Source organism: Mesorhizobium sp. M1006 (assembly GCF_040318825.1).
GTDB lineage: Bacteria > Pseudomonadota > Alphaproteobacteria > Rhizobiales > Rhizobiaceae > Mesorhizobium.
The window spans coordinates 1-23,978 of the sequence record NZ_JAMYMZ010000004.1; the positions used below are offsets into that span (position 1 = coordinate 1).

Annotated in this window: 26 protein-coding genes and 1 pseudogene; 11 read left to right on the forward strand and 16 right to left on the reverse strand. The window is 62.3% G+C overall.

The annotated features are described in order from the left end of the window. The first annotated feature begins 170 nt into the window (after nucleotides 1–170). A complete protein-coding gene (locus NKH60_RS04680) occupies nucleotides 171–332 on the forward strand; it encodes a hypothetical protein (RefSeq protein WP_352539229.1) in 162 nt (53 codons plus the stop codon). A gap of 25 nt (nucleotides 333–357) precedes the next feature. On the opposite strand, the gene NKH60_RS04685 is transcribed toward NKH60_RS04680, so the two are convergent. The 6 genes from NKH60_RS04685 to NKH60_RS04710 all read right to left on the reverse strand — a co-directional run bounded on the left by NKH60_RS04685 (nucleotide 358) and on the right by NKH60_RS04710 (nucleotide 4,442). Further along, a complete protein-coding gene (locus NKH60_RS04685) occupies nucleotides 358–1,245 on the reverse strand; it encodes an SDR family NAD(P)-dependent oxidoreductase (RefSeq protein ID WP_502893803.1) in 888 nt (295 codons plus the stop codon). Beyond that, nucleotides 1,245–2,024 (reverse strand): hypothetical protein, encoded by a 780-nt coding sequence (locus NKH60_RS04690; protein WP_352539231.1) that lies wholly within the window; start codon nucleotides 2,022–2,024, stop codon nucleotides 1,245–1,247. The genes NKH60_RS04685 and NKH60_RS04690 overlap by 1 nt, the downstream gene beginning before the upstream one ends. Nucleotides 2,025–2,035: 11 nt before the next feature. Beyond that, nucleotides 2,036–2,623: a protein-S-isoprenylcysteine O-methyltransferase gene (locus tag NKH60_RS04695; protein ID WP_352503881.1), complete on the reverse strand. Its 588-nt coding sequence runs from the start codon at nucleotides 2,621–2,623 to the stop codon at nucleotides 2,036–2,038. 200 nt (nucleotides 2,624–2,823) lie between these two features. Beyond that, entirely contained in the window at nucleotides 2,824–3,396 is a 573-nt protein-coding gene (locus tag NKH60_RS04700; RefSeq protein ID WP_352503882.1) for a hypothetical protein, read from the reverse strand. Between the two features lie 139 nt (nucleotides 3,397–3,535). After that, nucleotides 3,536–3,670 carry an ABC transporter gene (locus tag NKH60_RS04705; RefSeq protein ID WP_352503875.1) on the reverse strand — a complete coding sequence of 45 codons (135 nt, stop codon included), beginning with the start codon at nucleotides 3,668–3,670 and terminating at the stop codon, nucleotides 3,536–3,538. Nucleotides 3,671–3,869: 199 nt separating this feature from the next. Next, nucleotides 3,870–4,442 carry a L,D-transpeptidase gene (locus NKH60_RS04710; protein ID WP_352871348.1) on the reverse strand — a complete coding sequence of 191 codons (573 nt, stop codon included), beginning with the start codon at nucleotides 4,440–4,442 and terminating at the stop codon, nucleotides 3,870–3,872. Nucleotides 4,443–4,632: 190 nt separating this feature from the next. On the opposite strand from NKH60_RS04710, the gene NKH60_RS04715 reads away from it, so the two are divergent. Further along, nucleotides 4,633–5,388: an SDR family NAD(P)-dependent oxidoreductase gene (locus NKH60_RS04715; protein WP_352871350.1), complete on the forward strand. Its 756-nt coding sequence runs from the start codon at nucleotides 4,633–4,635 to the stop codon at nucleotides 5,386–5,388. 95 nt (nucleotides 5,389–5,483) lie between these two features. Further along, the gene (locus NKH60_RS04720; RefSeq protein WP_352503878.1) at nucleotides 5,484–5,783 is read left to right on the forward strand and encodes a hypothetical protein; all 300 of its coding nucleotides are present in this window, start codon (nucleotides 5,484–5,486) and stop codon (nucleotides 5,781–5,783) included. Between the two features lie 168 nt (nucleotides 5,784–5,951). Here NKH60_RS04720 and NKH60_RS04725 read toward each other — a convergent pair. The 5 genes and pseudogenes from NKH60_RS04725 to NKH60_RS04745 form a co-directional block, all read right to left on the reverse strand. Further along, a pseudogene (locus tag NKH60_RS04725) lies at nucleotides 5,952–6,164 on the reverse strand (transposase); the annotation flags it as partial. 32 nt (nucleotides 6,165–6,196) lie between these two features. Next, entirely contained in the window at nucleotides 6,197–6,919 is a 723-nt protein-coding gene (locus NKH60_RS04730) for a CE1759 family FMN reductase (protein ID WP_352834983.1), read from the reverse strand. Nucleotides 6,920–6,954: 35 nt separating this feature from the next. Further along, nucleotides 6,955–8,181: a CE1758 family FMN-dependent luciferase-like monooxygenase gene (locus NKH60_RS04735; RefSeq protein ID WP_352834981.1), complete on the reverse strand. Its 1,227-nt coding sequence runs from the start codon at nucleotides 8,179–8,181 to the stop codon at nucleotides 6,955–6,957. A gap of 98 nt (nucleotides 8,182–8,279) precedes the next feature. After that, a complete protein-coding gene (locus tag NKH60_RS04740) occupies nucleotides 8,280–8,705 on the reverse strand; it encodes a DoxX family protein (protein ID WP_352834978.1) in 426 nt (141 codons plus the stop codon). A gap of 145 nt (nucleotides 8,706–8,850) precedes the next feature. Next, complete coding sequence (locus NKH60_RS04745; RefSeq protein ID WP_352767278.1) at nucleotides 8,851–9,471, reverse strand: isochorismatase family protein; 621 nt, start codon at nucleotides 9,469–9,471, stop codon at nucleotides 8,851–8,853. A gap of 126 nt (nucleotides 9,472–9,597) precedes the next feature. On the opposite strand from NKH60_RS04745, the gene NKH60_RS04750 reads away from it, so the two are divergent. From NKH60_RS04750 to NKH60_RS04760, 3 genes are all read left to right on the forward strand, one after another. Continuing rightward, nucleotides 9,598–10,464, forward strand: coding sequence for a LysR family transcriptional regulator (locus tag NKH60_RS04750; protein WP_352539260.1), 867 nt, complete (start codon nucleotides 9,598–9,600; stop codon nucleotides 10,462–10,464). A 418-nt stretch (nucleotides 10,465–10,882) separates the two neighbouring features. Continuing rightward, nucleotides 10,883–11,863: an NADP-dependent oxidoreductase gene (locus tag NKH60_RS04755; RefSeq protein WP_352818417.1), complete on the forward strand. Its 981-nt coding sequence runs from the start codon at nucleotides 10,883–10,885 to the stop codon at nucleotides 11,861–11,863. Between the two features lie 32 nt (nucleotides 11,864–11,895). After that, entirely contained in the window at nucleotides 11,896–12,957 is a 1,062-nt protein-coding gene (locus tag NKH60_RS04760; RefSeq protein WP_352469672.1) for an alkene reductase, read from the forward strand. A 128-nt stretch (nucleotides 12,958–13,085) separates the two neighbouring features. Here the strand turns inward: NKH60_RS04760 and NKH60_RS04765 are convergent, their stop codons facing one another. Continuing rightward, complete coding sequence (locus NKH60_RS04765; RefSeq protein ID WP_352767274.1) at nucleotides 13,086–13,979, reverse strand: LysR family transcriptional regulator; 894 nt, start codon at nucleotides 13,977–13,979, stop codon at nucleotides 13,086–13,088. Between the two features lie 101 nt (nucleotides 13,980–14,080). Between NKH60_RS04765 and NKH60_RS04770 the strand changes: the two genes are divergently transcribed. Both NKH60_RS04770 and NKH60_RS04775 read left to right on the forward strand, forming a co-directional pair. Beyond that, entirely contained in the window at nucleotides 14,081–14,950 is an 870-nt protein-coding gene (locus NKH60_RS04770) for an NmrA/HSCARG family protein (protein WP_352469670.1), read from the forward strand. Nucleotides 14,951–15,088: 138 nt separating this feature from the next. Continuing rightward, entirely contained in the window at nucleotides 15,089–15,463 is a 375-nt protein-coding gene (locus NKH60_RS04775; protein WP_352767487.1) for a glutathione S-transferase N-terminal domain-containing protein, read from the forward strand. Between the two features lie 493 nt (nucleotides 15,464–15,956). On the opposite strand, the gene NKH60_RS04780 is transcribed toward NKH60_RS04775, so the two are convergent. Genes NKH60_RS04780 through NKH60_RS04790 form a run of 3 tightly spaced genes read right to left on the reverse strand, consistent with a single transcriptional unit; the run spans nucleotide 15,957 to nucleotide 18,919 of the window. Continuing rightward, nucleotides 15,957–16,730: an SDR family NAD(P)-dependent oxidoreductase gene (locus NKH60_RS04780; RefSeq protein ID WP_352767268.1), complete on the reverse strand. Its 774-nt coding sequence runs from the start codon at nucleotides 16,728–16,730 to the stop codon at nucleotides 15,957–15,959. Beyond that, entirely contained in the window at nucleotides 16,727–17,524 is a 798-nt protein-coding gene (locus tag NKH60_RS04785; RefSeq protein ID WP_352767489.1) for an SDR family oxidoreductase, read from the reverse strand. Before NKH60_RS04785 ends, NKH60_RS04780 begins: the two co-directional genes overlap by 4 nt. A 3-nt stretch (nucleotides 17,525–17,527) precedes the next feature. Next, nucleotides 17,528–18,919: a transaminase gene (locus tag NKH60_RS04790; RefSeq protein WP_352767491.1), complete on the reverse strand. Its 1,392-nt coding sequence runs from the start codon at nucleotides 18,917–18,919 to the stop codon at nucleotides 17,528–17,530. 156 nt (nucleotides 18,920–19,075) lie between these two features. Between NKH60_RS04790 and NKH60_RS04795 the strand changes: the two genes are divergently transcribed. Beyond that, nucleotides 19,076–19,822, forward strand: a complete 747-nt coding sequence (locus NKH60_RS04795; RefSeq protein ID WP_352871357.1) for an IclR family transcriptional regulator — start codon at nucleotides 19,076–19,078, stop codon at nucleotides 19,820–19,822. A 293-nt stretch (nucleotides 19,823–20,115) separates the two neighbouring features. Here NKH60_RS04795 and NKH60_RS04800 read toward each other — a convergent pair whose 3' ends face one another. Beyond that, the gene (locus NKH60_RS04800; protein WP_352469662.1) at nucleotides 20,116–21,033 is read right to left on the reverse strand and encodes a LysR family transcriptional regulator; all 918 of its coding nucleotides are present in this window, start codon (nucleotides 21,031–21,033) and stop codon (nucleotides 20,116–20,118) included. 503 nt (nucleotides 21,034–21,536) lie between these two features. Between NKH60_RS04800 and NKH60_RS04805 the strand changes: the two genes are divergently transcribed. Beyond that, complete coding sequence (locus tag NKH60_RS04805) at nucleotides 21,537–22,436, forward strand: MBL fold metallo-hydrolase (RefSeq protein ID WP_352834971.1); 900 nt, start codon at nucleotides 21,537–21,539, stop codon at nucleotides 22,434–22,436. A 454-nt stretch (nucleotides 22,437–22,890) separates the two neighbouring features. Then, complete coding sequence (locus tag NKH60_RS04810) at nucleotides 22,891–23,838, forward strand: helix-turn-helix domain-containing protein (protein ID WP_352539270.1); 948 nt, start codon at nucleotides 22,891–22,893, stop codon at nucleotides 23,836–23,838. The last annotated feature ends 140 nt before the right edge of the window (nucleotides 23,839–23,978 follow it).

Below are 23,978 nucleotides of genomic sequence, written 5' to 3' on the forward strand. Positions count from 1 at the left end.
CTTCACCGATGAAGGCATCGAGGAGGTCAAACTCCTCCTCGAAGAATATCATCGCGTCTCCCCAAAGAAAGCTTGACCCCAGCACTCCGGTGCTCAGGTTCTCCTGGCTGCCGGATGCGCACGTCTGCGGTCTTCACCGGATGCGTACTGTGACTCGAAGAGTCGAGTAGATGAACGAGCGCTGGCCACGCCGAGAGGCGGTCGCTTGGAGGGCGGTAGGTCTGGAAGGTTTGGCTTTTGTCTCGCTGGCCGAGAGGGACTTCATGCACGAGCGCAGCAACGGTTCAGGTGGAAAGCGTTTGGTCGTTGCCAAGACCATCGGCGACTTCTGAAATAGCGAGCGGGCGTGCTGGTCCTTCAGGGGATAATTCCCCGAGGGCCCCGGCGTAGCTGAATCTGGCGGGTACCGCAGCATTTCTTGAACTTCATACCTGAACCGCAAGGACATTGATCATTGCCGCCGCGTTGCAGCCGGCCGACCAGGGGCAGCAGCGCTGCTGAAGGCAGGAGCGCTGCCGCAAGGGCAGCCAACTTGCCCGAGATTCCCGGTACGACGAGGCGACGACCGGATTTGAACCCTCGCCACGCCCGTTCGGCCACATACTCCGGATCCACCTTGGGCAAGATGTTGAAGAGCGCCGTCTGATTGGCGCCTGATCTTGCGAGAAACTCCGTCGACACCGGGCCTGGTGCAACGCATGTGACCGTCACACCGGTTCGGCGCAATTCCTGGTGAAGCGCCTCTGAGAAGAAGCGCACGAAAGCTTTGCTGGCGAAGTACAGAGCCATATAAGGCCCGGGAACGAACCCGGCCACGGAACTGAGATTGAGCACCCCGCCCCGTCGGCGCGCCACCATTCCCGGCAGAAAATGGAGGGTCAGTTCTGTGAGGGAATGTATGTTGAGATCGATGATGCCCAGTTGATCATCAATAGGCAGCGCCGTCGTCGCGCCCCGCAGGCCATAGCCGGCGCTGTTGACCAGGACATCACAGACCAGGCCGTGTGTGGACAGAAAGCCCTCCATGCGCGTCGGCGCATCGCCTGCCACGAGATCCAACTCGAGCGTGAATGCCTCGCCGCCCGCCTCCCTAACCTCAGACGCCGCGGCGGCCAAACCCTCGGGCGAGCGGGCAACCAGCACAACCGCACCGCGCTCCCTTGCCGCGACGCTCGCAATCGCCCGGCCAATTCCACCCGAGCCGCCAATCACGACGATAGCTGGCCGGTATTCACAGTGCGAAATCACGTCGCGTTCCTCTGTCTTGCAGGAGCGGAAACTCCTTGACCGAGCAGCATCACTTCATTGGCGACAGTGCCGTTCAGGATCTTTTCGAATCTCTCCAGTGCTCGTGCGACGTTCGCTCCATCCATGACCCGGTGATCGTAGTGGATGCGGACATTCACCGATCCGTCTTTGCCGATCGGACCGTAGTTCAGAAGCGTGGTCAGTGGTGTCAGCGGGTTGAGTGATTCCGCACCGAGACCAGAATAGACCGACAGTTGGAAGGTACCGAAGTAATTTGCCCTTTGCCGGGCGATGTTCAACCCTAGCCACATAAGCAGCCACCTGACTGGCGCGGGCGCACCTGCCACCCGCAAGGCACGCCGAAACTCCGGGACCTCCAGGATCGGCCGTGATCGAGCCGCATGGATGGATCCCTCAAGTTCCGTGATGGAGTAGCGCTCCGGGCACTTGATGCAGCTCAGCAGAACGGCCGGCTCGCCATCATATTCGCGCTCGTGGGCAATCGAGGCTACGCTTGCCGGATACTCATAAAGCTGCGGCCAGGGCAACTTGACATAGGCGCGCCGCAGCTCCGGCATCTCTAGGGCAAGAAGCGCATATCCTTTCAGGAAGATCGCGGTCCAGGAGGGCCTGGTCTGCTGCGCCATTCTAGCCCTTACGAGTGGGCTGAGGTTCATCTGACGCTGCACCGCGACCCGTGGCACGCCGATCGAAAACCTCATCAGATCGCCAACAAGGCGCCGGGGCGCGGAAAGCTTGAGGGCTCGGCCTCGCATAAAACGTACCTCTAATAAAGATAAGGGACTATTCGCTTGGTCTTTTCCATATAGGCACGGTATTGCGGGCCGAAATTCTCCAGCATCATACGCTCTTCCTCGTCCACTCTCAGCAGGAAAAGGACTGCGAACCCAATCAAACCCGATATGCCCGCAATCCAGTTCGCCAGCAAAAAGACCTGGCCGAGGCCCATGAGCAGGAACGAGGTATACATCGGGTGGCGGACCAAAGCGTATGGTCCGGCGCAGATGAGTTCATGCCGTTCGCGAATCTCCAGCGTAATCGACCAGTTCCGGCCAAGTTCCTTATGGGATCTGCGAAAAACCCATAGCGCGGAGCAGAAGATGATTGTGCCGAGAGCCACGGCCCAAACGCTGGCCGGGTGGTCAGCCGCTGCGGGCATGCCGGTGACAACATAGAAGGCAGGCAGGATTGCGAGGCCAAACAGAGCAGATGCAAGCCCGACGATGTCGGAACGTGAGCGGTAGCCAGTTACAATTCGCACGCGCCTTGCCCGGCGCTCGAAGGGATACCGAATCACGTACCAAGCAACGATGCCGATCACCCAAATGACCTCGCCAAGTGAGGCTGCCGCAATGCTCACTTCAGGTCACCAGCGCCCTTTCTGCGATCGCGACTGTAGCAGCTGCCCCTGAGTATGGCCACTTCACCCATCGTCTCGATTTCGTCACCGGCCGACCTTCAGGCGCAGCGATCCTCTCCGAGTTAGTCCGCAGACGCGAAAGCCGGAGGGGCAGTACCGATCGCATTCGGTCCCATTCATCCCTCGAATCTTGGTTATGTATTCATCTCCCGAAGCTCGGTTATGAATTGTTGCGGCCGGAGCTGAATGGCGGGAGTCTTATATCCCATGGAATGAGCGATGTCCGCCACGAAGCCGTTGCAGTTCAAGACCGTCGCCTGCCAGACATGCGAGCTCGCCTGCAGCTTGCGGATGTAGGCAACGACTTTGTCGTATTCGGCCCGGGTCAATATGATTTGCCAGCTTGCGGATCTGTATGGTTCTTCCAGATCACCGTCGCTCCACCCGGTTTCGGCTGGCACCGGCACGATATGGCCCAGAACATAGGGAACCGCACTGTTCGAAGCCGGGTGAAGGCCCGCGACTTGGGGATCGATCATTCTCCCGGCCCGGTCCAGGCGCCCAAAAACTGCGTAGGTGTGGCCGTAGCTTAGGGCGTAGCGGGAGCGGAACTCGATGAAGTACCGCTCGTCGTTTTTTTGAGGCGCAGCTCCGCCATCGGCATAAGATACGAAATTCGGCTGGGGCGGCAGGTCTTTCGTCTGACATGCCGCTGCCGGGAGGGCCACCAACGCCACAAGCAAGAGACGGCTACTTAGAAGCGTCATCGCCGCGTCCATTCCCGAACTTCACAAAGCACAGACCTAATAACGGCCTATGCTCGCCAACCGCTATGAAGCCGGCCAAAGCCCCGGCTGCGTATGTATGGGGAAGGGCTTGGCACCCCTTCCCCATACAAGCCGGTCCTTACTTAATCACTGGTTGCTCTACCGGAGCGGGTGCCGGAGCCTTACCCTTTCCTTTGCCGATCCAGTCGTTCGCGCAGCCGCTCAGGCTGGCAACGGCGAGCACAGCAACCATTGCAATCAATATCCTGTTCATCAAGCAATCCTTTCCCCGGGGGCGGAATAGCCTATGGAATCGCCACAACTAAAACGATATGCAGCCCCACGAAGTTAGCTGCGATCTACACCAACGCCTAGTGCAGAAATGACACAGTTGGCACCCGGTTGCCGGCGGCACCTTTGCGGTGACGTGCTGGCAGGGTTCACCATCCAACGAAGATCAGGCCTGCCCACCATCAAACAACCACCACCGTCGTGCCCAAAGGAGTACGGTCGTAGAGGTCAATGACGTCGTCATTTATCATACGGATGCACCCGTTCGATACCGCTGTGCCTATCGTCCATGGCTCGTTTGTACCATGTATCCGGAAGTGGGTGTCGCGCCCGTCTCGATAGAGATAAAGGGCACGCGCACCAAGCGGGTTGTTTGGTCCGCCAGGGACCCCCGCTGCATACTGCACCAGGCGCGGCTTGCGCTGCATCATGCTGGCGGTGGGTGTCCACGACGGCCAGTCCGCCTTGCGGCCGACGGTCGCTGTACCCTTGAAGGAAAGTCCCTGCTCGCCGACGCCAACGCCGTAGCGCGTCGCCCACCCGTCAGACTCGACGGCATAGAGAAAACGGTGCGAAGTATCGACGACGATCGTTCCGGCCGGCTCGTTTCCGTCGTACCGCACATGCTGCCGTCGGTAACGAGGATTCAGGCCACGCCTTGGTCCGAACGCGGATGAAATCGACGTGCATCCGGAGATCATCAGAGCCAGACTACCCAGCACGAGCCCCCGGCGCGCAATGTGGTGTTCTTCCATTTGTACCTGCTAGGAAACTGGTCATCTACCGCCGCCCTCGTCTCTACCATTCCGAGGCCTGCGGGCCAAGTCTCGCTGTGTGGTGGCAAAAATGAATTCACAGGATTAAACAAGCGAATTGGAGCGAAACTTCTTGCGATGACCGTCTGCCTCTGTTCGGTTATGTCAGAAATGGCATAGGACAGAGCCGATGAAGCCTGACTTCCATGGTAAAGTCGCGATTGTGACCGGCGCAGGCTCCGGAATAGGTGCGGCTGTTTCACGGCAACTCGCGCAAGAAGGAGCCGAGATTGTTGTCGCCGACCTTGATGCCGAGGCCGCGCGCTGCACAGCCGCCGAAATAAGCTCGCAAGGAGGCAGGGCCTACGACTTTGCGGTAGATGTCACGCATGCGGCAGCAGTGGAAAAGCTGATCGAGTTCACTGTCCAGAAATGCGGCGGACTGGATATGGCGGTAAACAATGCAGGTATCGACGGCATTCGAAAAGCAACGGCAGACTATCCGCTCGACAACTGGCACAAACTGATAAACGTTAATCTCAATGGCGTTTTCTACAGCATGAAGTACGAAATCGCCGCGATGCTGGATCGAGGCGGAGGTGCCATCGTGAACATGTCCTCTGTTCTCGGTTCCGTCGGCTTGCCAACTGCGTCCGCTTACACGGCAGCGAAACACGGGGTCGTTGGATTAACCAAGGTTGCGGCGATTGAATATGCTAGGATGGGCATCCGGATCAATGTCGTCGGCCCCGGCTGGATCGAAACGCCTCTTTTATCGGAGCAAATGGAGGCATTAGCCAGCCGGCGCATGGCGGGTCTTCAGCCGATGGGCAGGCGCGGGAAACCGGAAGAGGTAGCGGCTCTTGTGTGCTTCCTGTTGTCCGACCAGGCCAGCTTTATCACTGGGAGCTACCATCTGGTGGACGGAGCTTACACCGCCCATTAGTGCAGTGGAGACCGGTAACTTCTCTGGGGTGAGCGCGGCCACGATTTGTTAGCGTCGACTGGGCCATCACCATCTCTTTGGTTTCGGAGGTAGTGATGGGAATGGAGTGGACGATTTCGATCGAAGGGACGAACGAATTCGGCGACATCTGTCGCCGAGAGGTCCGGATCGACAAAAGCGATGAGCGTCTGCGTGAAGGAGACCTGGGCCTGTCGATCGACGACGGCAAGAAGATCATGGCCACCCTGCAAACAGCGGTTGTGACCCAGGAGGCGGAAGCCTACACCCTGTTTCGACGGGTCTGTCCGGATTGCCACAATCTTCGGCAACCGACAGCAAGTTCCACGTGCGGCTGTCGGCGGCGTGATGCGGCATCCGTCCGCGGCAGGGTATGAAATCGCGCAAAATCGTAAAGTGGCGCACAGCACGCGATTCGAACCGCCAACAGGCGCAGGGACTCAATTTAGCAAGTGAATTCAGTAGCAGCACTGTATTGGCGGTATCCCTCTCCCGCTACCATAACTACCTTTGTCCAACCCGGAGACATAGGTAACAGATTGTACCTAAGACATGGGTGACAACCTCGTGCCGAACGGGTTGTCGATGGTCTGCAAGGTCCTCTGTTCCAAGTCGATATACCCGAGATCGTAATGCATGAAGCTGACGAGCCAAATGCCGTCGTCGACCTCCTTGATTCCCAGCCTCTGACCGGCGAGCACGGTCGAGACGTTGATCTTCTTCCTGTGCATGCAGATGCGGCCGCAAGCGGTAACTAGGCCAAAGGATTGGGCAAGGAAATTCAGCTCCCTCAGCCTCTGACGATCATCCGCTCTACAGCCGTCCCTCCTGCGGCCAGCTTCATCAGATCGGTGTCGAAATTGACATCGGCAGCGCTGCGCTCCGCGCGCGCCGCATTGCCTGCGAACTGGTGTTGATAGCCTTTCCATGCCGCGTCCGCGATGGATCGGCTGGTGCCACTCAACAGGAACTGGGTGAGCTCGGTAGCAGCTCGATCGATGCGACCGCCGAGCTCCGGCGACCCCCAATCTTCCGGGGCAGCAAAGATCGACGTCGGCACGGGAAAAGTGCGCAGAAACGCGAAAAGCGGGCGCATCTGCGCGTCCGCGACCATCGCATGGCGAGCGGTGCCGGCCGTCGCGGCGAGGATCACCGGTTTGGCAATGAGCAAGTCGTTGTCGAGGATATCGATGAACGACTTGAACAGCCCGCTGACACCGGCCTTGTAGACTGGCGTGGCGGCAACGACGGCATCCGCGCCGGCAAGCGTTTCGATTACGGACTGCACCTTGGCCTCGGGAAATCCGGCCACCACGGCACGCGCAATATCGACTGCAAGCGGAGCCAGGTCGATGACGCTAAGGACGGCGGTCTTTCCCGTACCAGTGATACGTTCGATACTCTTCTGTGCGATGCGGTCGGCCAGCATCCGCGTTGTCGAGGGATCGTTTACGCCTGCGTTCACGACGACGAGCCGCATGGGCTTCCCCCTGTTCTCGATGGTCTTCGTCATCTCTCTAATCCTTTCCCTGAAGACACCACCGGGGCCTATCGCTTCGCGACATTGCCGGACCGCGCAGCCTGCCCCGCGACCAGCGGGGCGCGCGCTGTAACGTTTTCGTCAGTATCGCGATACGGCTGGACGTCCGTCAGGTTGTCTCCGCGATTGGCATTTGGGCGCGGCTGGCGCGGCGGCTGGTCTCCATACTTGACCTCCACCAGGCTCCGGTGCGTCGGGGCTAGGGCGGCGCCCGGCGAGCGTCGCGCCGCCATCTCCTTGCGGAGCACGGGCACCACCTCAGTGCCCAGCAGCTCGACCTGCTCGAGAGCCATCTCCAGCGGCAGCCCCATGGCGTCGAGAACCCACAGCTGCCGCTGGTAGTCGCCGAAGGCTTCCCGGAAGCTCAGCGTCCTGTCGATGACCTCCTGCGGGCTGCCAACACTGAGCGGCGTATCGCGCGAATATTCTTCCAGCCGATAGGTCTTTCCGTAGATGGGGCTGCCTTCGAAATAGGGCCGGAATCGGTCGTATGCGTCCTGCGAGCGCTTCGCGATGAAGGCATAGCCACCAAGCCCGACGACGGCCTGCTCCTTGGTGCCGTGTCCGTAATGCTCGAACCGCTCGCGGTAGAAGTTCACCAGCGGCAGGAAGTGCAGGTTGGGCGCAAGGATGTTGTTGGCGAAATAGCCGTTCCCGTAAAAAGCCGCCTGCTCGGCGATCTCCGGAGTGCGGATCGAGCCGTGCCAGACAAAGGGAGGAACATCGTCGAGCGGGCGCGGGATCGACGTGAAGCCTTGCAGCGGGGTCCGGAATTTGCCTTGCCAATCGACAACGTCCTCGCGCCACAGCTTGTGGAGCAGATTGTAGTTCTCGAGCGCCAGTGCGACGCCGTCACGCATGTCCTGCCCAAACCAGGGATAGACCGGCACTGTATTCCCGCGGCCGAGCATCAGGTCCGTCCGCCCCTTCGAGAGATGCTGCAGCATCGCGTAGTCTTCCGCGATCTTCACCGGGTCATTGGTCGTGATGAGCGTCACGGCGGTGCTGAGGATGATGCGCTGCGTCTGCGCGGCGATATGGGCGAGCAGAGTCGTCGGCGAGGACGAGAAAAAGGGTGGGTTGTGGTGCTCGCCGATGGCGAAGACATCGAGCCCGACCTCGTCCGCCCGCTTCGCGATCTTGACGATCGCATCGATCCGCTGCGCCTCGCTCGGCGTGACGCCTGTGATCGGGTTGCGCGTTACGTCGCTGACAGAGAAGATTCCGAATTGCATTTTGAAGCTCCAGGGGCTCGATGTCGGTAGATGTCTGCGTCAAGGGGTCGTGATCCGCGAGTGGCGGGCCGGCCTACCCTCTTGGTGACTCGCCATGCTCAGCGAGCCGGGATCTTGGCTTTCCGCAGCCGGGCCCAGGCAATGAACAAGGACAAGGCGAGCAGCGTCAGGTTGATGGGCAGCATCTTGGCCGTCTCGCCGAGCAGCGCATGCGTGATGATCGCCCCCACCTGTACGAGTGAAAGCCCGACAGCCGCCAGCGGCGTCAGCCAAGGCTTGATCCGCGTCGCGGCCGGCAGGATGAGACCGACAGCGCCCAGCACTTCGAGAGTGCCGATCAGCCGTGTGACGGCTTCCGGTACATGGGTGACGAAGCTCATGCTCGCGGCGAGCGCGTCGATGGGCTGTGTCAGTTTCGCGCCACCGGCTGCCAGATAGAGGAGAGCCAGGAGCGCCTGTGCGATCCACAGCGCCAGGCTCCAACGATTGATGGGGCCGCGAACGGCGCCGGTTTGAGTTTTCATTTTGATCGTCCTTTTCGAAAATAGGGAAATTGGCGGCGGGAGAGCCGACTATGCGGGGCTCGCCGGTGCTGCCGGTAGAACAGGCGGGAAAAATCGGCCCTGTCAGAGGCTTCCCCGCCGCTCCAACCGTGCTCGGCCTGGCGCTTCAGGCGGCCTTTGCGGCCGGACCCTGCAGCTTCGCAAGCTCCTCGTAATACCAGTACACCAGCGTGCGGGCCTTGTCGGCCACCGGCCCCGCCCAGTCGCGGAAGAGTTCGGTAACGACAGCCAAGGCCGTACTGGGGACCGCCCCGGCATGAGTGAGCCGCTGGATCGCCGTGCTGTGGGCAAGCTGCGACCGACCGCCGACGGCGTCGACCGGGAAAGCCACGTCATGGCCGTCCTTGAGCGCATCGATGACCGGGAAAGCAAGACAGATCTCGGTCCAGAGGGCGCCGATGATCAGCCGTTTGCGGCCGGTCTTCTCGACCGCGGCGCGAAAGGCCGGATCTTCCCACGAGTTCATTGTCGAGCGATCGATCACCTCGATGCCGGGCAGTTCGGCGAGGATCGCCGGAACCGTGGGGCCGTTGACACCCATGTTTGCACCGACCGTCGAGAGAATAATGGGCATGTCGAAAGCCCGTGCAGCCCTGATCAGTAGCCGCACGTTGAGCTCGACCAGGTTGGCCGGCGTTTCGGATCGGATCTGGCTGAACATTTCCGGCTGGTAGTCGATCAGCACCAGCGCAGATTCTTCGTATTTCCACACGTCTTGCACGCTCATCTATTTCTCCATGGGGTTGGTCCGGCGCGGCTATGCCGGATGAACTGACCCACAAAGGATGGCGTTCCTTGTCGGCTTAAGATAGCCTCCGGTTTTGCGATTGATTGTTGCTGAAAGCGGAACGCTATGGAGATTGAGGACGTCAGGACTTTCGTGGAGATCGCGGAGGGGCGAGGCATATCGCCTGCCGCGCGGCGGCTGGGCGTCGCAAAATCCGTCGTCAGCCGCCGACTGGCTCGGCTGGAGGAAACGCTCGGAAGCCAGTTGCTCTCTCGCACGACTCGCGGCGCCGCCTTGACGGAGGCCGGCGCGACGTTCCGCGACCACGCCACTCGCATCCTCGGCGAGTTCGAGGCGGCACAGGATGCAATAGCACCCGATGGCGCGGTGCGCGGGCTGCTGCGTATCGCCGCGCCCCTGTCTGGCGGGCCGAGGCTTGTCGCCCCGGTTCTTGCCGAACTCGCTCGACGCCATCCCTTGCTGCATGTTCATGCAGCCTACAGCGATCGTTTCGTGGATCTGATTTCCGAGGGCTTCGACGCGGGAATCAGGGCGGGATTTCTGCCTGACTCGAGCCTGATCGCCAGACGCATTCGGCCCATATCCGGCATGCTTGTCGCCAGCCCCGCCTATGTCGCCGGGCATGGGGCACCGCAAACGCTTGGCCAACTCGCGGATCACGAGTGCCTGTTGCAGGGGACCGAAGCATGGCGGTTCGTCGAGGGAGGCAAAACGATCGCGGTCCATCCTCACGGTCGTTTCAAGGCGGATAACGGCGAAGCGCTCCTTTCGGCGGCGCTGGCCGGACTCGGCGTGGCGGCCCTGCCGGATTTCCTGATCGAGCCCCACATCGCCTCCGGTGCGCTCATCCCCCTGCTTGCCGACCACACGGTGGTCGCGGCAGGGCTTTATGTGGTGCGTCCTCCCGGCGACTTCCCGCCACGCAAAGTCAGAGCGCTGATCGACATCATGCTCGAATATCACGCCGGCTGAGGACGGGCGCCCGACGGACCATGGAGACCGGCGGCTGTGCACTCTGCGGACCCGGCGCGAAGGCTATGGTTAGTATTCGATCGAGACACTGGCAGAACTCGCCTTCAAGCGGCTCAAGAGCGGAATGGGCACCCATAAGCTTCCAGCACGCGATGAGCGGCTCGCCCGAAGCTGGCTCATGGCCCATCTGATCCTGGCGCTGATGATCGACGAGCCCGATCACGCGCCGCTACAAGGTCGCCGTCGGTCGACCGCTTTTCCGCCTGGCCGAAAAGCACCGTACGGATAAGGCCACAAATACGAAATTGGAGACGCCGGAAGGCCATTAGGTGTCTCTCCAGCGAGACAGACTGTCTTATTTCGATGACTTATGGTGCGGATTTCGGACGCATACCTTCTGCCAAGAAGGAGAACCTACATGATCCAATCCGCTGATCTCAAGCGCGGGGCCTCCACATCCGAACCGCTTGCCCACGGCCGAGCCTTACGTCTTCAAGCCTATGGCGGCCCCGAATCGCTGACAGTCGATAGCGTATCCGCGCCCGAGCCGGGTCCGGGCGAGGTCTTGGTGTCGGTCAAGGCCGCCGCGGTAAACCGTATCGACTGGAAAATCCGTGAAGGCTACCTCCGCGAGCGCTTCAAGCTGACCCTGCCCGCGACGCTTGGCATCGAAATGGCCGGCGTCGTGCTTCGGACCGGCCCCGGCGTCACAGGCGTGAAGCCCGGGGATCGGGTTATGGCCGCCCTCGGTGGCGTCGGAGCCTACGCCGACCATCTGGTCATCAACGCCGAGAAGCTCGTCCTGACGCCGGCATCACTGTCCGACGTGGAGGCGGCGGCCATTCCGGTCGCGGCGATAACAGCCTGGCATGTCATTCAGGCGGCGGATTTCGACCTCTCCGGACGGCGGGTGCTGATCCATGGCGCAGCCGGCGGCGTGGGCGGCTTTGCCGTCCAGTTCGCCAAGGCGGCCGGAGCGACGGTCTTTGCCACGGCCTCGACCAATAGCCTGCCACATGTCCGGGCGCTCGGCGCGGACGAGGTGATCGACTATCGGCAGCAGAACTTCGAGCTGCTTGCGCGCGACATCGATTTCGTCGTCGACCTCGTCGGCGGTGAGGTCGTGAACCGCTCCTGGGCAGTCCTGTCGCCCGATGGCCTTCTCGTAAGCATCGCCGCCACGGACCTCGCATCACGTACGCCGCCAGGCCGCCGCGGCGTCTTTTTATCGAACAGGCCCGACACAGCGCGCCTGACCGCGATCGCCCAGCAGGTCGCGATCGGCGCCCTGCGATCGACGATCGCCGACGTGGCGGGCTTCGATGATTTGGCTTCCGCAATCGAGCGCAATCGCACCGGCCACGCACCCGGCAAGATCGTCGCTGACTTCACCCGCTGATCACCAAGTTTTCAACTTTCAAGGAGTTTATCATGACGACTATCTGGAGTCCGGTCCGCGTGGGCCAAATGGACCTGCCTCACCGCCTGGCCTTGGCCCCGATGACTCGCAGCCGTGCCGAGTTCAACGGCGTACCGGGCGAGCACGCCGCTGAATACTACGCCCAGCGCGCCTCCCTTGGCCTGCTGATAACCGAGGGTGTGCAACCCTCGGCCGATGGCCAGGGCTATTTCGCGACGCCGGGGATCCACGCACCCGAACATGTCGCCGGCTGGCGCAAGGTCACCGATGCGGTTCACGCAAAAGGCGCGAAGATCTTCCTGCAGCTCATGCATGTCGGCCGCATGTCGCACCCGGACAACACGCCGCATCACCGTCAGCCCGTCGCCCCATCGGCCGTCGCGCCCGGTGAGCAGATGTTCACTGCGAGCGGCATGCAGCCCATCCCCGAGCCGCGCGCGCTGACGACCGAGGAAGTCGCCGCCACGGTGCAGGACTTCCGGCGGGCCGCGCGGCTGGCTATCGATGCCGGCGCCGACGGCGTCGAGATTCACGGCGCCAACGGCTATATCGTCCATCAGTTCTTTGCGCCGAACGCCAATCACCGGACCGACGCCTATGGCGGGCCGATCGCTAACCGCATTCGGTTCGCCGTCGAAGTGGCGCAGGCTGTCGCCGATGAGATCGGCGCCGATCGCACCGCTATCCGCCTTTCGCCAGGCCTGCCTTTGGGCGGGCTTGATGAAGGTCCGGAGAGTCCTGCGCTCTATCGCGAACTGGTCGCCGCGCTGGCACCACTGAAACTGGCCTATCTCCATCTGATGTATGGCGGGGGCGACGAGTTCCTCGCCGACATCCGCCGTGCGTGGCCCACGACCCTGATGGTGCTGCGGCTTGGCCGCACACGCGAAGCCCTGGACCAGGACATCGTCTCGGGCCAGGCAGACATGACCTCGATCGGCCGTTGGGCTTTGGCCAATCCCGACTTCGTCGAGCGTCTACGGTTGGGCGCGCCCGTCAACGAGCCCGATCCATCCACCTTCTATGGCGGTGGCGCGGCCGGCTACACGGACTATCCGCGGCTTGCGGGCTGATGCGTCGGCTGCTGTAGTTCATCGGACTGCAGCAGCCACCTTCTGGCGGTCGTCGCTTGCGTTATTGGATCAAGCTGGCCCGCGACGTGGGTGATGGCGTTGGCCGACAGAAGGTAACCGTGGCGGCTTCAAATCCGAATGAACGCTGCCAATTCGTCGGGAGTTCCTTTTGGGAACGCTCCTCTCAGATGGTCGAGAAAGGCGGAAACGCGGGCATTCAACAGGCGCCGCGACGGGTAGAGCGTCCACAGGGCCGTATCCGGACCATCCACGTCCCCCCAATGCACCAATGTGCCGGCGGCCAGATCATGACTCACGAGCGATACCGGCAACCGTGCCGCACCCACGCCCATGACGACCGCATCGCGAACCATGATGAGCGACGACAGGCTGAGCACCGGGGTGAACGCGATCGTCGTCGGCCCCGTGTCCGGTTTGATATTCCACAACGAGAGTCCTCTGTCCGAGCTCCGCACGACAGCGGGAGCGGCGTCTCCGTCTCGCGGTCTCGCCACTTGCGGGCTCGCCACGATCACAAGCCGATCACGCATGAAGACCCGTCCCACCAGGCTTTCATCGGAACGCGGATTGACGCGAATGGCCAGGTCATACCCTTCTTCGACCATGTCGACTGCACGGTCTTCGGTCGTGACTTCAAGGATAACGTCGGGATATTTGAGCGAGAAGCCTGCCGCCAGCTTACCCATCGCAAGTTGAGAGAAGAGCAACGGTGCACTGATCCGCAAATTTCCACGCGGTTCCCGGTCTCCCGACGCAATCGCTGCGGCCGTCTCCTCCACTTCCGTCAGCAAGCGACTGGTTCGCTCATGCAGGTCCTTTCCCTCCTGCGTGAGCTTCAGGGCACGCGCCCCGCGCTCGAACAAGCGTAGGCCCAAGCTATTCTCCAGTTCTGCGGCGCGCCGCGAGAGCGTCGCCTTGGGGCGCCCTGTGGCGCGCGCGGCTCGCCCGAATCCACCATGACGTGCAACCAGATTGAAGTCGGCTAGGGCGAGCAGGTCCATGTGTTCCACCAGTGAGACAGGGTGTCTACAAATGGCAGCTTCCGGTGCGTTTGTGGACTCCTAAATAGCGCTAACGATCTGATAAAAGCAGGAGTGACCACATGACTATCCTCGTCACCGGTGCAACCGGAACCGTCGGCCGCAATGTCGTCGATCAGCTCATCAAGCGCGGCGCTAATGTGCGCGCGCTCGTCCGCGATCCCTCGAAGGCCAATTTACCAGCCGCCGTTGCCCTCGCCGAAGGCGATCTGCTTGACGTCGATGCGCTGCGCACGGCCTTCTCGGGCGTGTCCACCCTGTTCTTGCTCAACGCCGTGGTGCCCGACGAGTTTACCCAGGCGCTGATCGCCCTCAATCTGGCCCATGAGGCCGGGATCAAGCGGATCGTCTATCTGTCCGTGCTTCACAGCGACATCTACGTGAACGTGCCGCATTTCGCCGGTAAGTTCAGTGTCGAACGCATGCTGGAGCAGCTGGGCTTCAACGCCACCATCCTGCGGCCTGCATACTTCATCAACAACGACTATTCGGTGAAGGACGTGGTGCTCGGTCACGGTGTCTATCCGATGCCGATCGGTGACAAAGGCATCGCGATGGTCGACGCGCGCGATCTCGGTGAGATCGCAGCCATCGAGCTGGTTCGCCGTGAGCAGGCAAGCGAGCCGCTTCCTCTCAAGCGGATCAATGTCGTTGGTCCCGACACGCTGACCGGTGCCGATGTCGCCGCCATCTGGTCGAATGTTCTTGGGCGGACGATCCACTATGGCGGCGACGATACCGCTGGGTTCGAGCAAAACCTCCGAAATTACGCACCGAGCTGGATGGCGCTCGACATGCGTCTCATGGCCGAGCGCTTCCTTGTGGTTGGCATGGTCCCTGAGGCAGGGGATGTTGATCGATTGACCGGCATGCTGGGTCGCCCGCTGCGCTCCTATCGCGACTTCGCAGCGGAAATCGCTGTTTTGGCTTGATCATTCCGCATGTCTGAATATCGGCCTGCCGGTGCGCTTGCAACGCCGGCGGCCGAACGGGGTCATGCGGCGGCATATTCGAGCGCGCATAGCCGCCCCACGGCCAACCCGCAGTGCATCCGGCAAAAGGCATTTGCCATGACCAATACCGTGTTCAAGCCCATCGTCTACCTGCTCCATGGCTGCCCGTTCTGCATGAAGGTTCGCGTGTTCCTGCTTGAGGCGAGACTGCTCGACCAGGTCGACATCCGGCTGGTCGAACAGGGCAGCAAAGAGAAGTGCCAGATCACAGAGAAGCTCGCCGCGCACCTGCCCAAGGTCGGCTTTCCAACTGTCGAGCTAACGCCGGGACAGTATATGACGGAATCCGACGAGATCATCGCCTGGTTTGCCAAGGGCGCCGCCATCGACATCGCGACGCTGCCGACCTTCCAGGATTATGTAGGCGGTATTTTCAAGGACCACATCAGCCTGTACCGCGAGAACATGCGGCTCAAGCAGCAGGCGGTCTGAGAGCCGGTTCGAAACTGGGTGTTTGACACCGGACCTTGATGGTGCAGTCTCTTCGCCAGTGGGAGAAGCGCTTTGGGTCGGGTTCACCACGGGAGCGTACTTGTTCACCTATGTGGGCGTCCGGAAGGCAGTCCGCGGCAATATTGTCGGATATGCTTTCTGTTCAGATGCCTCGATTACCGCGGAAGGCAAAGCGAAACGCGCGTTGTGCATGTATTCGCACGGCAATCCGCGCGACCATATCGACCATTCCTGCCATCGCCGCGCGTTCTGAGTGTTTATGAACGCGGGTGTAAAGCAAGTCCTGGCCTGTTCGACCGTTGGCGCCATCGTGGCTGCCTGAATTGCAGCCAAAAGCGCGGCGGGGCAAATCAACGCGGTCTTCCCTATCTGAATGTCGGTAGAGGCAGCAGCGTGAGACAAGTGGCGCCGCTTATCAGAGCGCCAGTATCCTGGCCATTCGCCTGTGACGAGCCTCACTGGTCAGGTCGCATCACACTGCCCTGTTTTGCGTTGGTGCACGGCCGCCGCCGTCGGCGACGAGCACAGCGCCGGTGACGAAGGAGGCGGCATCGGAAGCCAGGAACAGACAGCAGTTGGCGATCTCGGACGGCTCGGCAACACGCCTGAGCGCAATACGGCCGGTGAGCGCGGTGAACTCCTCGTCGGGCGTCGAGCCGTTGGCCGCTGCCGCCACTTCCATTTCGTAGACGCTCATCGGCGTGCGCACCCAGCCAGGCGCCAACGCGTTGGCGCGGATGCCGTCGGGGCCATGTGCAAAGGCGAGCGAGCGGGTGTAGGAGACGAGTGCTGCCTTGCTAGCCGAATAGGCGGCATTTTGGCCGCTGGCGTTGAAGGCGCCGACGGAGGCGATGTTGACGATCGCGCCGCCGCGCTTTTTCATGAGCGGCAGTGCGGCGCGGCAGACCATCATGGCGCCCGTCACATTGACCGCAAAGCTGCGCGCCCAGGTCTCATCGCTCAGGCTCTCCGGCTCGTCGAGGATCATCACTCCGGCGGCGTTAACGACGATATCAAGACACCCGCCGCAGGCGTCGATAGCACGTGCGACATCGTCTGCGCTAGTGATGTCGCCGAGCACGGCGGCACCGCCGCTCGCCTTGACGGCGCCGTCCAGTCCCTCACCGCCGAGGCCGAAGGCGATGACTTCGGCGCCGTGCCGGCCGAACAATTCGGCAGTGGCGCGGCCCATTCCGGTGGCAGCACCGGTGATCAGCGCCTTGCGGCCTTCGAGGCATCGGCTCATGTCAGCCCCCAATGGCGCTCGACGGCGAAGCCGGTTTCCGGCAGCGTTGAGCCGCCGTCGACGACGATCGTCTGGCCGGTGGTGTATTTGGCCTGCTCCGAGGCGAGGTAGAGCATGGCATAGGCAATGTCGTCCGCCTCGCCGAGATGGCCAACGGGGATGTGTTGGCCGAGGCGCCCGGCAACTTCCGGCGCGCTCATCGTGCCCCTACCCGGCTTGGCTATGAAGCCCGGCTCGACACCGTTGACGGTAATGCCGTCGCGCGCGAATTCGAAGGCGGCACCCCGAATGAAGGCGTTGACGCCGGCCTTGGCGGCCGAGTAATGCGCGCCGCCGGCCATCGCCAAGCGCGCCGACACTGAAGAGGTGACAAGGATGCGGCCGAAGCCGTTCTTGCGCATCACCGGAACTGCTGCCTGCGCCAGCCAGAAGCAAGGCTTGAGGTTAAGCGCCAGCGCTTCATCGAGCTTGTCCTCGTCAAGATCCTCAATCGAGGCCCAGGGACAGCCGCCGGCATTGTGGACGACGATGTCGAGCCGGCTCGCCTGACGTACAATGTCGCCGACCAGTGCGTGCAGCCTGGCGCGGTCGAGCCCAGCAAGCGGAACCGCACGAACATCCAGCTTGCGGGCGGACAATTCGGCGGTCAGCGCTTTTGCCATATCGAACGTTCGATTGGCGATGACGACACTAGCACCGGCCTCGGCGAAGCGGGTCACGATCGCAGCACCGATGCCGCGTCCGCCGCCGGTCACCAGCGCCACCTTGCCGCTGAGATCGAATGGTTTCGCCATCGCTCAGACGACTCCGGCGCCACGCACGAGATCAATGAAACGGGTGAAGACCTCGGCGTGGCGGTCGACATCGGCCTCGGTCGTCGCCGGACACATCAGGAACATGGTGTGGAAGGGCGTCACCAATATGCCCTCGTTCATGTAGAAGGCGTGCAGCAGCGTCTCGAGATCGCCGCGCCGGCCGGCGATGACGTCGGCGCCGTTCCGCGGCGGATCGGGCATGAACATGATCTCGGCGCGGGCGCCGATCTGCGTCACATGCCACGGCAACTTATTGGCGTTTATGATGCCACGTGCCATCTCCGCCAGCCGCGAGGCTCTGCCGATCATGATTTCGAAGTTGGCGGGCGTGAGCACCTCTTCCAGCACAGCGCGCATCGTGGCTACGGTGAGTGCGTTGCCGGCCAGCGTGCCGCCGATGCCGAGATGCGCCGACTGGCGCACGCGCGGATTGACCATCGGCACGATGGCCCACAACCGCTCGGCGATCGCCTGCGAGACGCCGAAGATGCCGGCCGGAATGCCGCCGGCGATGGCCTTCCCGGCGACCAGAATGTCCGGCTCCAGCCCATGCTCGGACGAATAACCGCCGGGTCCGCTGGAGATCGTATGCGTCTCGTCAATGATCAAGACCGTGCCGGTGCGGCGGGTGATCTCGCGCAGGGCGTCATGAAAGCCGTCGGCGACCGGGATCATGCCGAAATTGGTCATCAGCGGCTCGGTCAGCACGCAGGCGACGTCGCCAGCCGAGAGTGCCGTTTCGAGCGCAGCGACATCGTTGAACTCGACCACCCTCGATACGGCCGAATGGTCGACACCGTTGGGATGGATCATGTTACGCAGGCCGACACGGCCGTCGCGGATCTCGACATGCGCTTCCTCGACGCTGCCGTGATAGCAGCCGGAAAAAACCAGCACCTTGTCGCGGCCGGTGATCATGCGGGCGATGCGGATGGCGCCGCGATTGGCGTCGGTGGCCGAGGTGGTCAGCGTCCAGTAGGGCAGTCCGAAGCGACGATGCAGCTCAGTGCCAACCCACAGGCTGTCCTCCGTGGGCAGCATCATCGTTGTGCCGTTCTGCAACTGGCGCAGTGCGGCGCAAGTCACCGCCTCCGGCGCGTGGCCGCACATGCCGCCAGTGTCGCCAAGGGCGAAGTCGACATAGTCGTGACCGTCGATGTCTCTTATATGGGCGCCGCTGGCCGACGCGGCATAAACCGGGAAGCCGCCGGCCCAGCGCCGCATCCAGTGCGAGGGTCCGCCATAGAGGAAACGCTGCTTGCCCTCTTCCCAGGCCGCCGCTGAGCGCGGATGCGTGTCACTGAAGCGCGCCTGCTCGCGGTCGAGCAGCTCACCAATGGTCGTTGAATGCGAATCGCTTCTGCTGGCAGCCATCACAGCGCTTAACTCTCCCTGCCGCGCGATTATTTTGGGGCGCGCGCGTTCCAATCTGGTTCACTATTTGAACCAGCATTTTGTATGTTATAGACTGCAAGGCGGGTCGGCTGCTGTCAAGTTAATTCACACGCGAAGTATCTCGGAGAATCGATAATGAGCACAGTCGGCAAGGCGGTTTCGCTGCTGGAGCTGTTCACGGTGGGTGAACCGGAGATCGGCCTCTCCGACCTCGCCCGCAAGGCCGGTCTCGACAAAGCCGCCGCAAGGCGCCTGCTGCTAGCGCTTTCCAACCACCGGCTGATCGAGCAGGAGCCGAAGGGTCGCCGCTACCGGCTGGGCGCCGGCCTGTCGCGGCTGGCCCGCATTCGCGACGCACATTTCCCCTTCGTCCGCGTCGCGGCGCCTGTGGCGCGAGAGCTTTCGCTCGAAACCGGCGAGACCGTGCATCTGTCGGAATTCAGCGCCGGGGCGCTGCTGACCGTCCATGTTGAGCTTTCCACCAAGGCCAACCGCGTCAATGTCGATGTTGGCCAGGTGCTGCCGCTGCACGGCACAGCGTCCGGCGTCGCCTTCCTGGCCGCTTCAAGCCCGGATGTGGTCGGCGCCTATTTCAAAAAGCCGCTGCAGGTGTTCACCCGGCATACGGTGACGCGGCCGGACAAGGTTGTGGAGGCGATACGGCTTGCCGCCACGCGCGGTTACTCTCGCAGCGCACAGGGCTATGAGGAAGGCGTGCACAGCATCGCCGCGGCGATCCTCGGCGCTGACGGCCAGCCGATCGGCACCTTGGCGGTGGCTTCGCCCGTCTCACGCGTCGACGACGCGACCGCAGCCACACAGGGCAGGGCAGCAATCAAGGCAGCACGGTTGATCACGGCGCGTCTCACCGGCGAACCTTAGCCTTGCATCTCCGCGACGGATGCATCGGGCATGCCCTTGCGCCATAATCTCGCAAAATCGGGCGGAACGAGCGGCTGCCCTCCGCCCGGATATCCGCAGAGCGAAGACGCTCGCGCAATGCCGCGAGCGGCTCATATAGCCGGCGGTCAGATTTCTGCTGCCCAAAGATCAGTTTCCGATCGGTTCGACCGGCTGGTCGGAACACGCTCAGGGCGTTGGACGGACTTTCTCGAAAGAGGAACTCGGGGCGACTTCGCTGTACACGGTGGCGAGACGACGCCCGCGAGCAGACATCAGCCGTTGCGGAAGAGGTTTCGAGGCCGCTGCCTGCCGTTCTGAGAAAGCATCTCGACGAACCGTGCAACCTTGGGCGGGCGGAATCGGCCGGCCGGATACACGGCGTGGATGCCGCCGGTAGGCAGCGTCCAGGCAGGCAGAATCGGCACCAGCCGGCCAGCCGCCATATGATCGCCGACAAGAAAATCGGGAAGGATCGACATACCGGCGCCCGCTAGGGTTGCCTCCAGCACGGCCGGGGTGCTGTTGATCGTCATGCCGGGCTTCATGCGGACTGTCCGCAGTTCATGATCCCCCCGGGTAAACCGCCACACCAGCGGCTCCTTCAGCGCGACATTCGCGACAAAGGGGAGGCCGGACAGTTCCTCGGGCTCGCTCGGGGACAAGTCTCCGGCTATGTCGGGCGCGGCGACCAGAAATTGCCGGAATGAGCTGATCCGGCGCGCCTGCAGGCTGGAGTCGGTAAGCCAACCTACGCGAATCGAAAGGTCGATCTGGTTGGCGACCAGATCCATCCTGGCGTCCGAGAGGATGAGATCGACCCGGCATGCCGGATAGATTCGACAGAACTCGGCTGCCAGTGGCGCGACGGTGATCGCGCCGTAATCGTTGGACGCGGTGATCCGCAGTACGCCCAACGGCTGAGCATTGGTCTGGGCAAGTTCGGCGAAGGCCTCTTCTGCCTCGCTCAGGATCATCACGCATCGCGCGTGAAGCTGCCGGCCTGCCTCGGTCGGCTCGACCCTGCGCGTCGTGCGCAGCAGCAGGCTTGTCTTCAATTCCGCTTCAAGCCGCGCAACCTGTTGACTGACGACTGTCTTGTTGACGCCTAGCCGATCGGCCGCGCGAGTGAACGAGCCCATGTCCACCACGGCCGCGAAGTACGCCAGTCTGTTGAGGTTGATTGCTTCCATGCTCGCCTGCTCCGATTGTGCGCTTATACCTCACATTGAATCCAATTCATCGATATTTATCGTCCAATCGAAACGGTCCATCCTTCTGTGCGTCGGGCAACCGGGTCCGCGCAGGAGGAAAAGCAGAGTGACGATCGAGGCTTTTCCCGCAATGGGCCACGTCTACGAGGCTCGCTTCGGCGACCTCGCCTTCCATCTGCAGTTCGATACCGAGGTGCCTTCATGCGCTTGCCCCCGCGGAGGCGGTCAAATTCGCCAAGGTAAAGGCCGTCCGCGACCGGGCGCTGGAAGTTCGGCCAGGGATGTTCATGGTCTGGACCGAGGTTGCCGGTACGACCGTGGGTCCATGTCGGGGACTGCGAGAACGGTATCGTCCACACCACGATCACTCGGCCCTATCTGAGCTTCCTGAATTTATCCGGCGGCTGGACCCGGCCGACTCGATCTCAATATCGCGCGCAGCCCGATTTCTTCAGCGCCATCCAATCCGAGAGGACACCCACATGCTTACGAGGAGACAAGTCATGAAAACCACATTTGCCATCAGCGCCGCTGCCGTCTTCGCCCCTGACGATATCGGCCGTGCGGCTGGAACCGGACTTGCCTGGAAGCATTTCCCGGCCGGCCCAAACGGTTTTTTCCGCGCCCCCGTCCTGCTTTCCGGTGCCACCGAGGCGCTGCTGATCGACGGCGGCTTCACCTATCCGGACGGCCGCGCGCTGGCCGGAGAGATCAAGGCCAGCGGCAAGAAACTGACCACGATCTATGTCAGCCAGTCGGACCCGGACTACTATTTCGGCCTGAAGCCGGTGCGTGAGGCATTCCCCGAGGCCAAGGTCGTCGCCGCCTCGGACACGGTTGCCGCGATCAAGGCGTCGGTCAAGAAGAAGCTCGATGTATGGGGACCCCAACTGAAGGAGAACGGTCCGCAGACGCTGGCCGACATCGTCCTGCCCGATGCGTTTGACGGTCCGTCACTGACTGTGGATGGTGAGACGGTGGAGTTCGTCGCCGCCGAGGGCCTCGCTAATCGCCGCTATCTCTGGGCGCCCTCGCTGAACGCGGTGTTTGGCGGCGTCCTGGTCTTCGCCGGCGTTCATGTTTGGACCGCCGACACCCCGACCAGGGAATCACGCGCGGCCTGGATTGCCAATCTCGACAAGATCGCAGCGCGCAAGCCGACCGTCGTCGTGCCGGGGCACATGACGCCTGAGTCGCCGGTCGACATCTCCGCTGTCGAATACACCAAGACCTATCTTCTGGCCTTCGAGCAGGAACTCGCCAAGGCCGCGGACGCCGCGGCGCTGAAGAGCGCGATGGAGGCCCGCTTCCCAGGCCTCGGCATGGGCGTCGCCCTCGACATCGGCTCGAAGGTCGCGAAGGGCGAGATGAAGTGGGGCTGAGATGAGCGCCAATTCGATCTGATCCGGAGGACCTATGAAGGTCCTCCGAGGAGAACGGCGGCGATCTGCTCGCCGTGCTCGCGCGTCCGAAGTCGAATAGACCGAGGCGGAACGCCTTCCCTGTGCCGGCATGGACGCCCTGATGAATGTGTCTTCCAGTGCTTGGCCACCGAGCGGACCGGCTATCGCGCCGACGTGCACGGCTATCTCGCCGACGGCGACCGGGTACCGGCCTTTGAAACGGCTCGACCGCAAGATCGGGCCTTTCCGCACGGCAGCGGCATGGGGCCCTTCAGTAACGCGGACACCAGGATGCCGGCCGACTTCGTCCGGCGCGGCGTGAAGCACCTCCGCCGTTGCGGCAAAGATGCTTATCATGTTAAGGATGACGTGGCGCTGCCGCTGCGTCACAATCCCGCGACAAGACGGGAACAACGAGAATGTGGAGGAGACTATGATCGCCCACCACGTGAGCGTCGCCGACGGCGAGGCTTTCCTATCTGCGTCGCGGATGCTGTTCGGCCCGATCACCCAGCGTTTCTCACGCGGCGAGGCGCCGTCGCTGCCGAAGCTCGTTTCCGTGCATCTCGGCTCCTGCCGGCTTTCCGAGATCAAGGCCAAGTCGCATCTGGTCGTCAGCGACCGTACCTTCTGGCGCAGCTTCGATCCCGACGCGATCAAGATCCTGATGCAGCTCAGCGGTCACAGCCGCTTCGAGCAGCAGGAGGTCGCGGTCGATCTCGGCCCACGCGCTGCGATCATCTATGATCCAATGCGCAGCTATTCGCTGCAAAACCTGTCGGATGTTGACCAGCTCATCCTGCAGGTGCCGCGCTCGACCTTCGGCGACGGGACGCTGGCGCGGCTCTCGGCGCCGGTGCCGTTGCCCGGCAACGACGACAGCCTCACCCATATCGTTTCCGGTCTGATGCAGATGGCGATCGGCACCGCTCACAAGCTCGACGAGGCCGGCTGCCGCCGTGTCGGAGAAAGCTTGATACAACTCGTCAACGGACTGATCCAGGCAAAGCCGACGGCGCCGGACTTCCGCCGCTCGCCGCTGGAAGCGCTGCGCGAACGCATCGTCGCCTATATCGACGCCAACCTGGCGCGCTCAAACCTGTCGGCCGAGGACATAGCCCGCCACATGGGCTGCTCCCGCCGCTATCTGCACCGCGCCTTCGAAGGCGAAGGCACCACACTGGAGCGGTTCGTGTGGGATAGGCGGCTGGAGCGCAGCAAGCAGGAGCTGCTGTCGCCCGCCCGCGCCTCAGCCTCCATCTCGGAAATCGCGTTTGCCTGCGGGTTCAATTCGAGCGCACATTTTTCGCGGGCGTTCAGAAGCAAGTATGACGTGGCGCCGAGAGATTTGCGGGAGCGAGTGCGTATGGTGGTGCATTAGGAAGGTGCTGTTAGCCGTACCTTTATCGGATACAGCAAATTGTTTTGCGCCCGTATGAGGCACATTGTATCCTCACCTTCCATAATTTTTCGAGGGCTCTCACTCCCGACTTGCAGCGCTGACGCTTCAACAGGGCTGTA

Excerpts from the sequence above, each read along its gene's own strand:
- NKH60_RS04680 (WP_352539229.1), top strand. The coding sequence starts at position 171 with ATGAACGAGCGCTGGCCACGCCGAGAGGCGGTCGCTTGGAGGGCGGTA.
- NKH60_RS04690 (WP_352539231.1), bottom strand. The coding sequence starts at position 2,024 with ATGCGAGGCCGAGCCCTCAAGCTTTCCGCGCCCCGGCGCCTTGTTGGC.
- NKH60_RS04700 (WP_352503882.1), bottom strand. The coding sequence starts at position 3,396 with ATGACGCTTCTAAGTAGCCGTCTCTTGCTTGTGGCGTTGGTGGCCCTC.
- NKH60_RS04705 (WP_352503875.1), bottom strand. The coding sequence starts at position 3,670 with ATGAACAGGATATTGATTGCAATGGTTGCTGTGCTCGCCGTTGCCAGC.
- NKH60_RS04710 (WP_352871348.1), bottom strand. The coding sequence starts at position 4,442 with ATGGAAGAACACCACATTGCGCGCCGGGGGCTCGTGCTGGGTAGTCTG.
- NKH60_RS04715 (WP_352871350.1), top strand. The coding sequence starts at position 4,633 with ATGAAGCCTGACTTCCATGGTAAAGTCGCGATTGTGACCGGCGCAGGC.
- NKH60_RS04720 (WP_352503878.1), top strand. The coding sequence starts at position 5,484 with ATGGGAATGGAGTGGACGATTTCGATCGAAGGGACGAACGAATTCGGC.
- NKH60_RS04730 (WP_352834983.1), bottom strand. The coding sequence starts at position 6,919 with ATGACGAAGACCATCGAGAACAGGGGGAAGCCCATGCGGCTCGTCGTC.
- NKH60_RS04735 (WP_352834981.1), bottom strand. The coding sequence starts at position 8,181 with ATGCAATTCGGAATCTTCTCTGTCAGCGACGTAACGCGCAACCCGATC.
- NKH60_RS04740 (WP_352834978.1), bottom strand. The coding sequence starts at position 8,705 with ATGAAAACTCAAACCGGCGCCGTTCGCGGCCCCATCAATCGTTGGAGC.
- NKH60_RS04745 (WP_352767278.1), bottom strand. The coding sequence starts at position 9,471 with ATGAGCGTGCAAGACGTGTGGAAATACGAAGAATCTGCGCTGGTGCTG.
- NKH60_RS04750 (WP_352539260.1), top strand. The coding sequence starts at position 9,598 with ATGGAGATTGAGGACGTCAGGACTTTCGTGGAGATCGCGGAGGGGCGA.
- NKH60_RS04755 (WP_352818417.1), top strand. The coding sequence starts at position 10,883 with ATGATCCAATCCGCTGATCTCAAGCGCGGGGCCTCCACATCCGAACCG.
- NKH60_RS04760 (WP_352469672.1), top strand. The coding sequence starts at position 11,896 with ATGACGACTATCTGGAGTCCGGTCCGCGTGGGCCAAATGGACCTGCCT.
- NKH60_RS04765 (WP_352767274.1), bottom strand. The coding sequence starts at position 13,979 with ATGGACCTGCTCGCCCTAGCCGACTTCAATCTGGTTGCACGTCATGGT.
- NKH60_RS04770 (WP_352469670.1), top strand. The coding sequence starts at position 14,081 with ATGACTATCCTCGTCACCGGTGCAACCGGAACCGTCGGCCGCAATGTC.
- NKH60_RS04775 (WP_352767487.1), top strand. The coding sequence starts at position 15,089 with ATGACCAATACCGTGTTCAAGCCCATCGTCTACCTGCTCCATGGCTGC.
- NKH60_RS04780 (WP_352767268.1), bottom strand. The coding sequence starts at position 16,730 with ATGAGCCGATGCCTCGAAGGCCGCAAGGCGCTGATCACCGGTGCTGCC.
- NKH60_RS04785 (WP_352767489.1), bottom strand. The coding sequence starts at position 17,524 with ATGGCGAAACCATTCGATCTCAGCGGCAAGGTGGCGCTGGTGACCGGC.
- NKH60_RS04790 (WP_352767491.1), bottom strand. The coding sequence starts at position 18,919 with ATGGCTGCCAGCAGAAGCGATTCGCATTCAACGACCATTGGTGAGCTG.
- NKH60_RS04795 (WP_352871357.1), top strand. The coding sequence starts at position 19,076 with ATGAGCACAGTCGGCAAGGCGGTTTCGCTGCTGGAGCTGTTCACGGTG.
- NKH60_RS04800 (WP_352469662.1), bottom strand. The coding sequence starts at position 21,033 with ATGGAAGCAATCAACCTCAACAGACTGGCGTACTTCGCGGCCGTGGTG.
- NKH60_RS04805 (WP_352834971.1), top strand. The coding sequence starts at position 21,537 with ATGCTTACGAGGAGACAAGTCATGAAAACCACATTTGCCATCAGCGCC.
- NKH60_RS04810 (WP_352539270.1), top strand. The coding sequence starts at position 22,891 with ATGATCGCCCACCACGTGAGCGTCGCCGACGGCGAGGCTTTCCTATCT.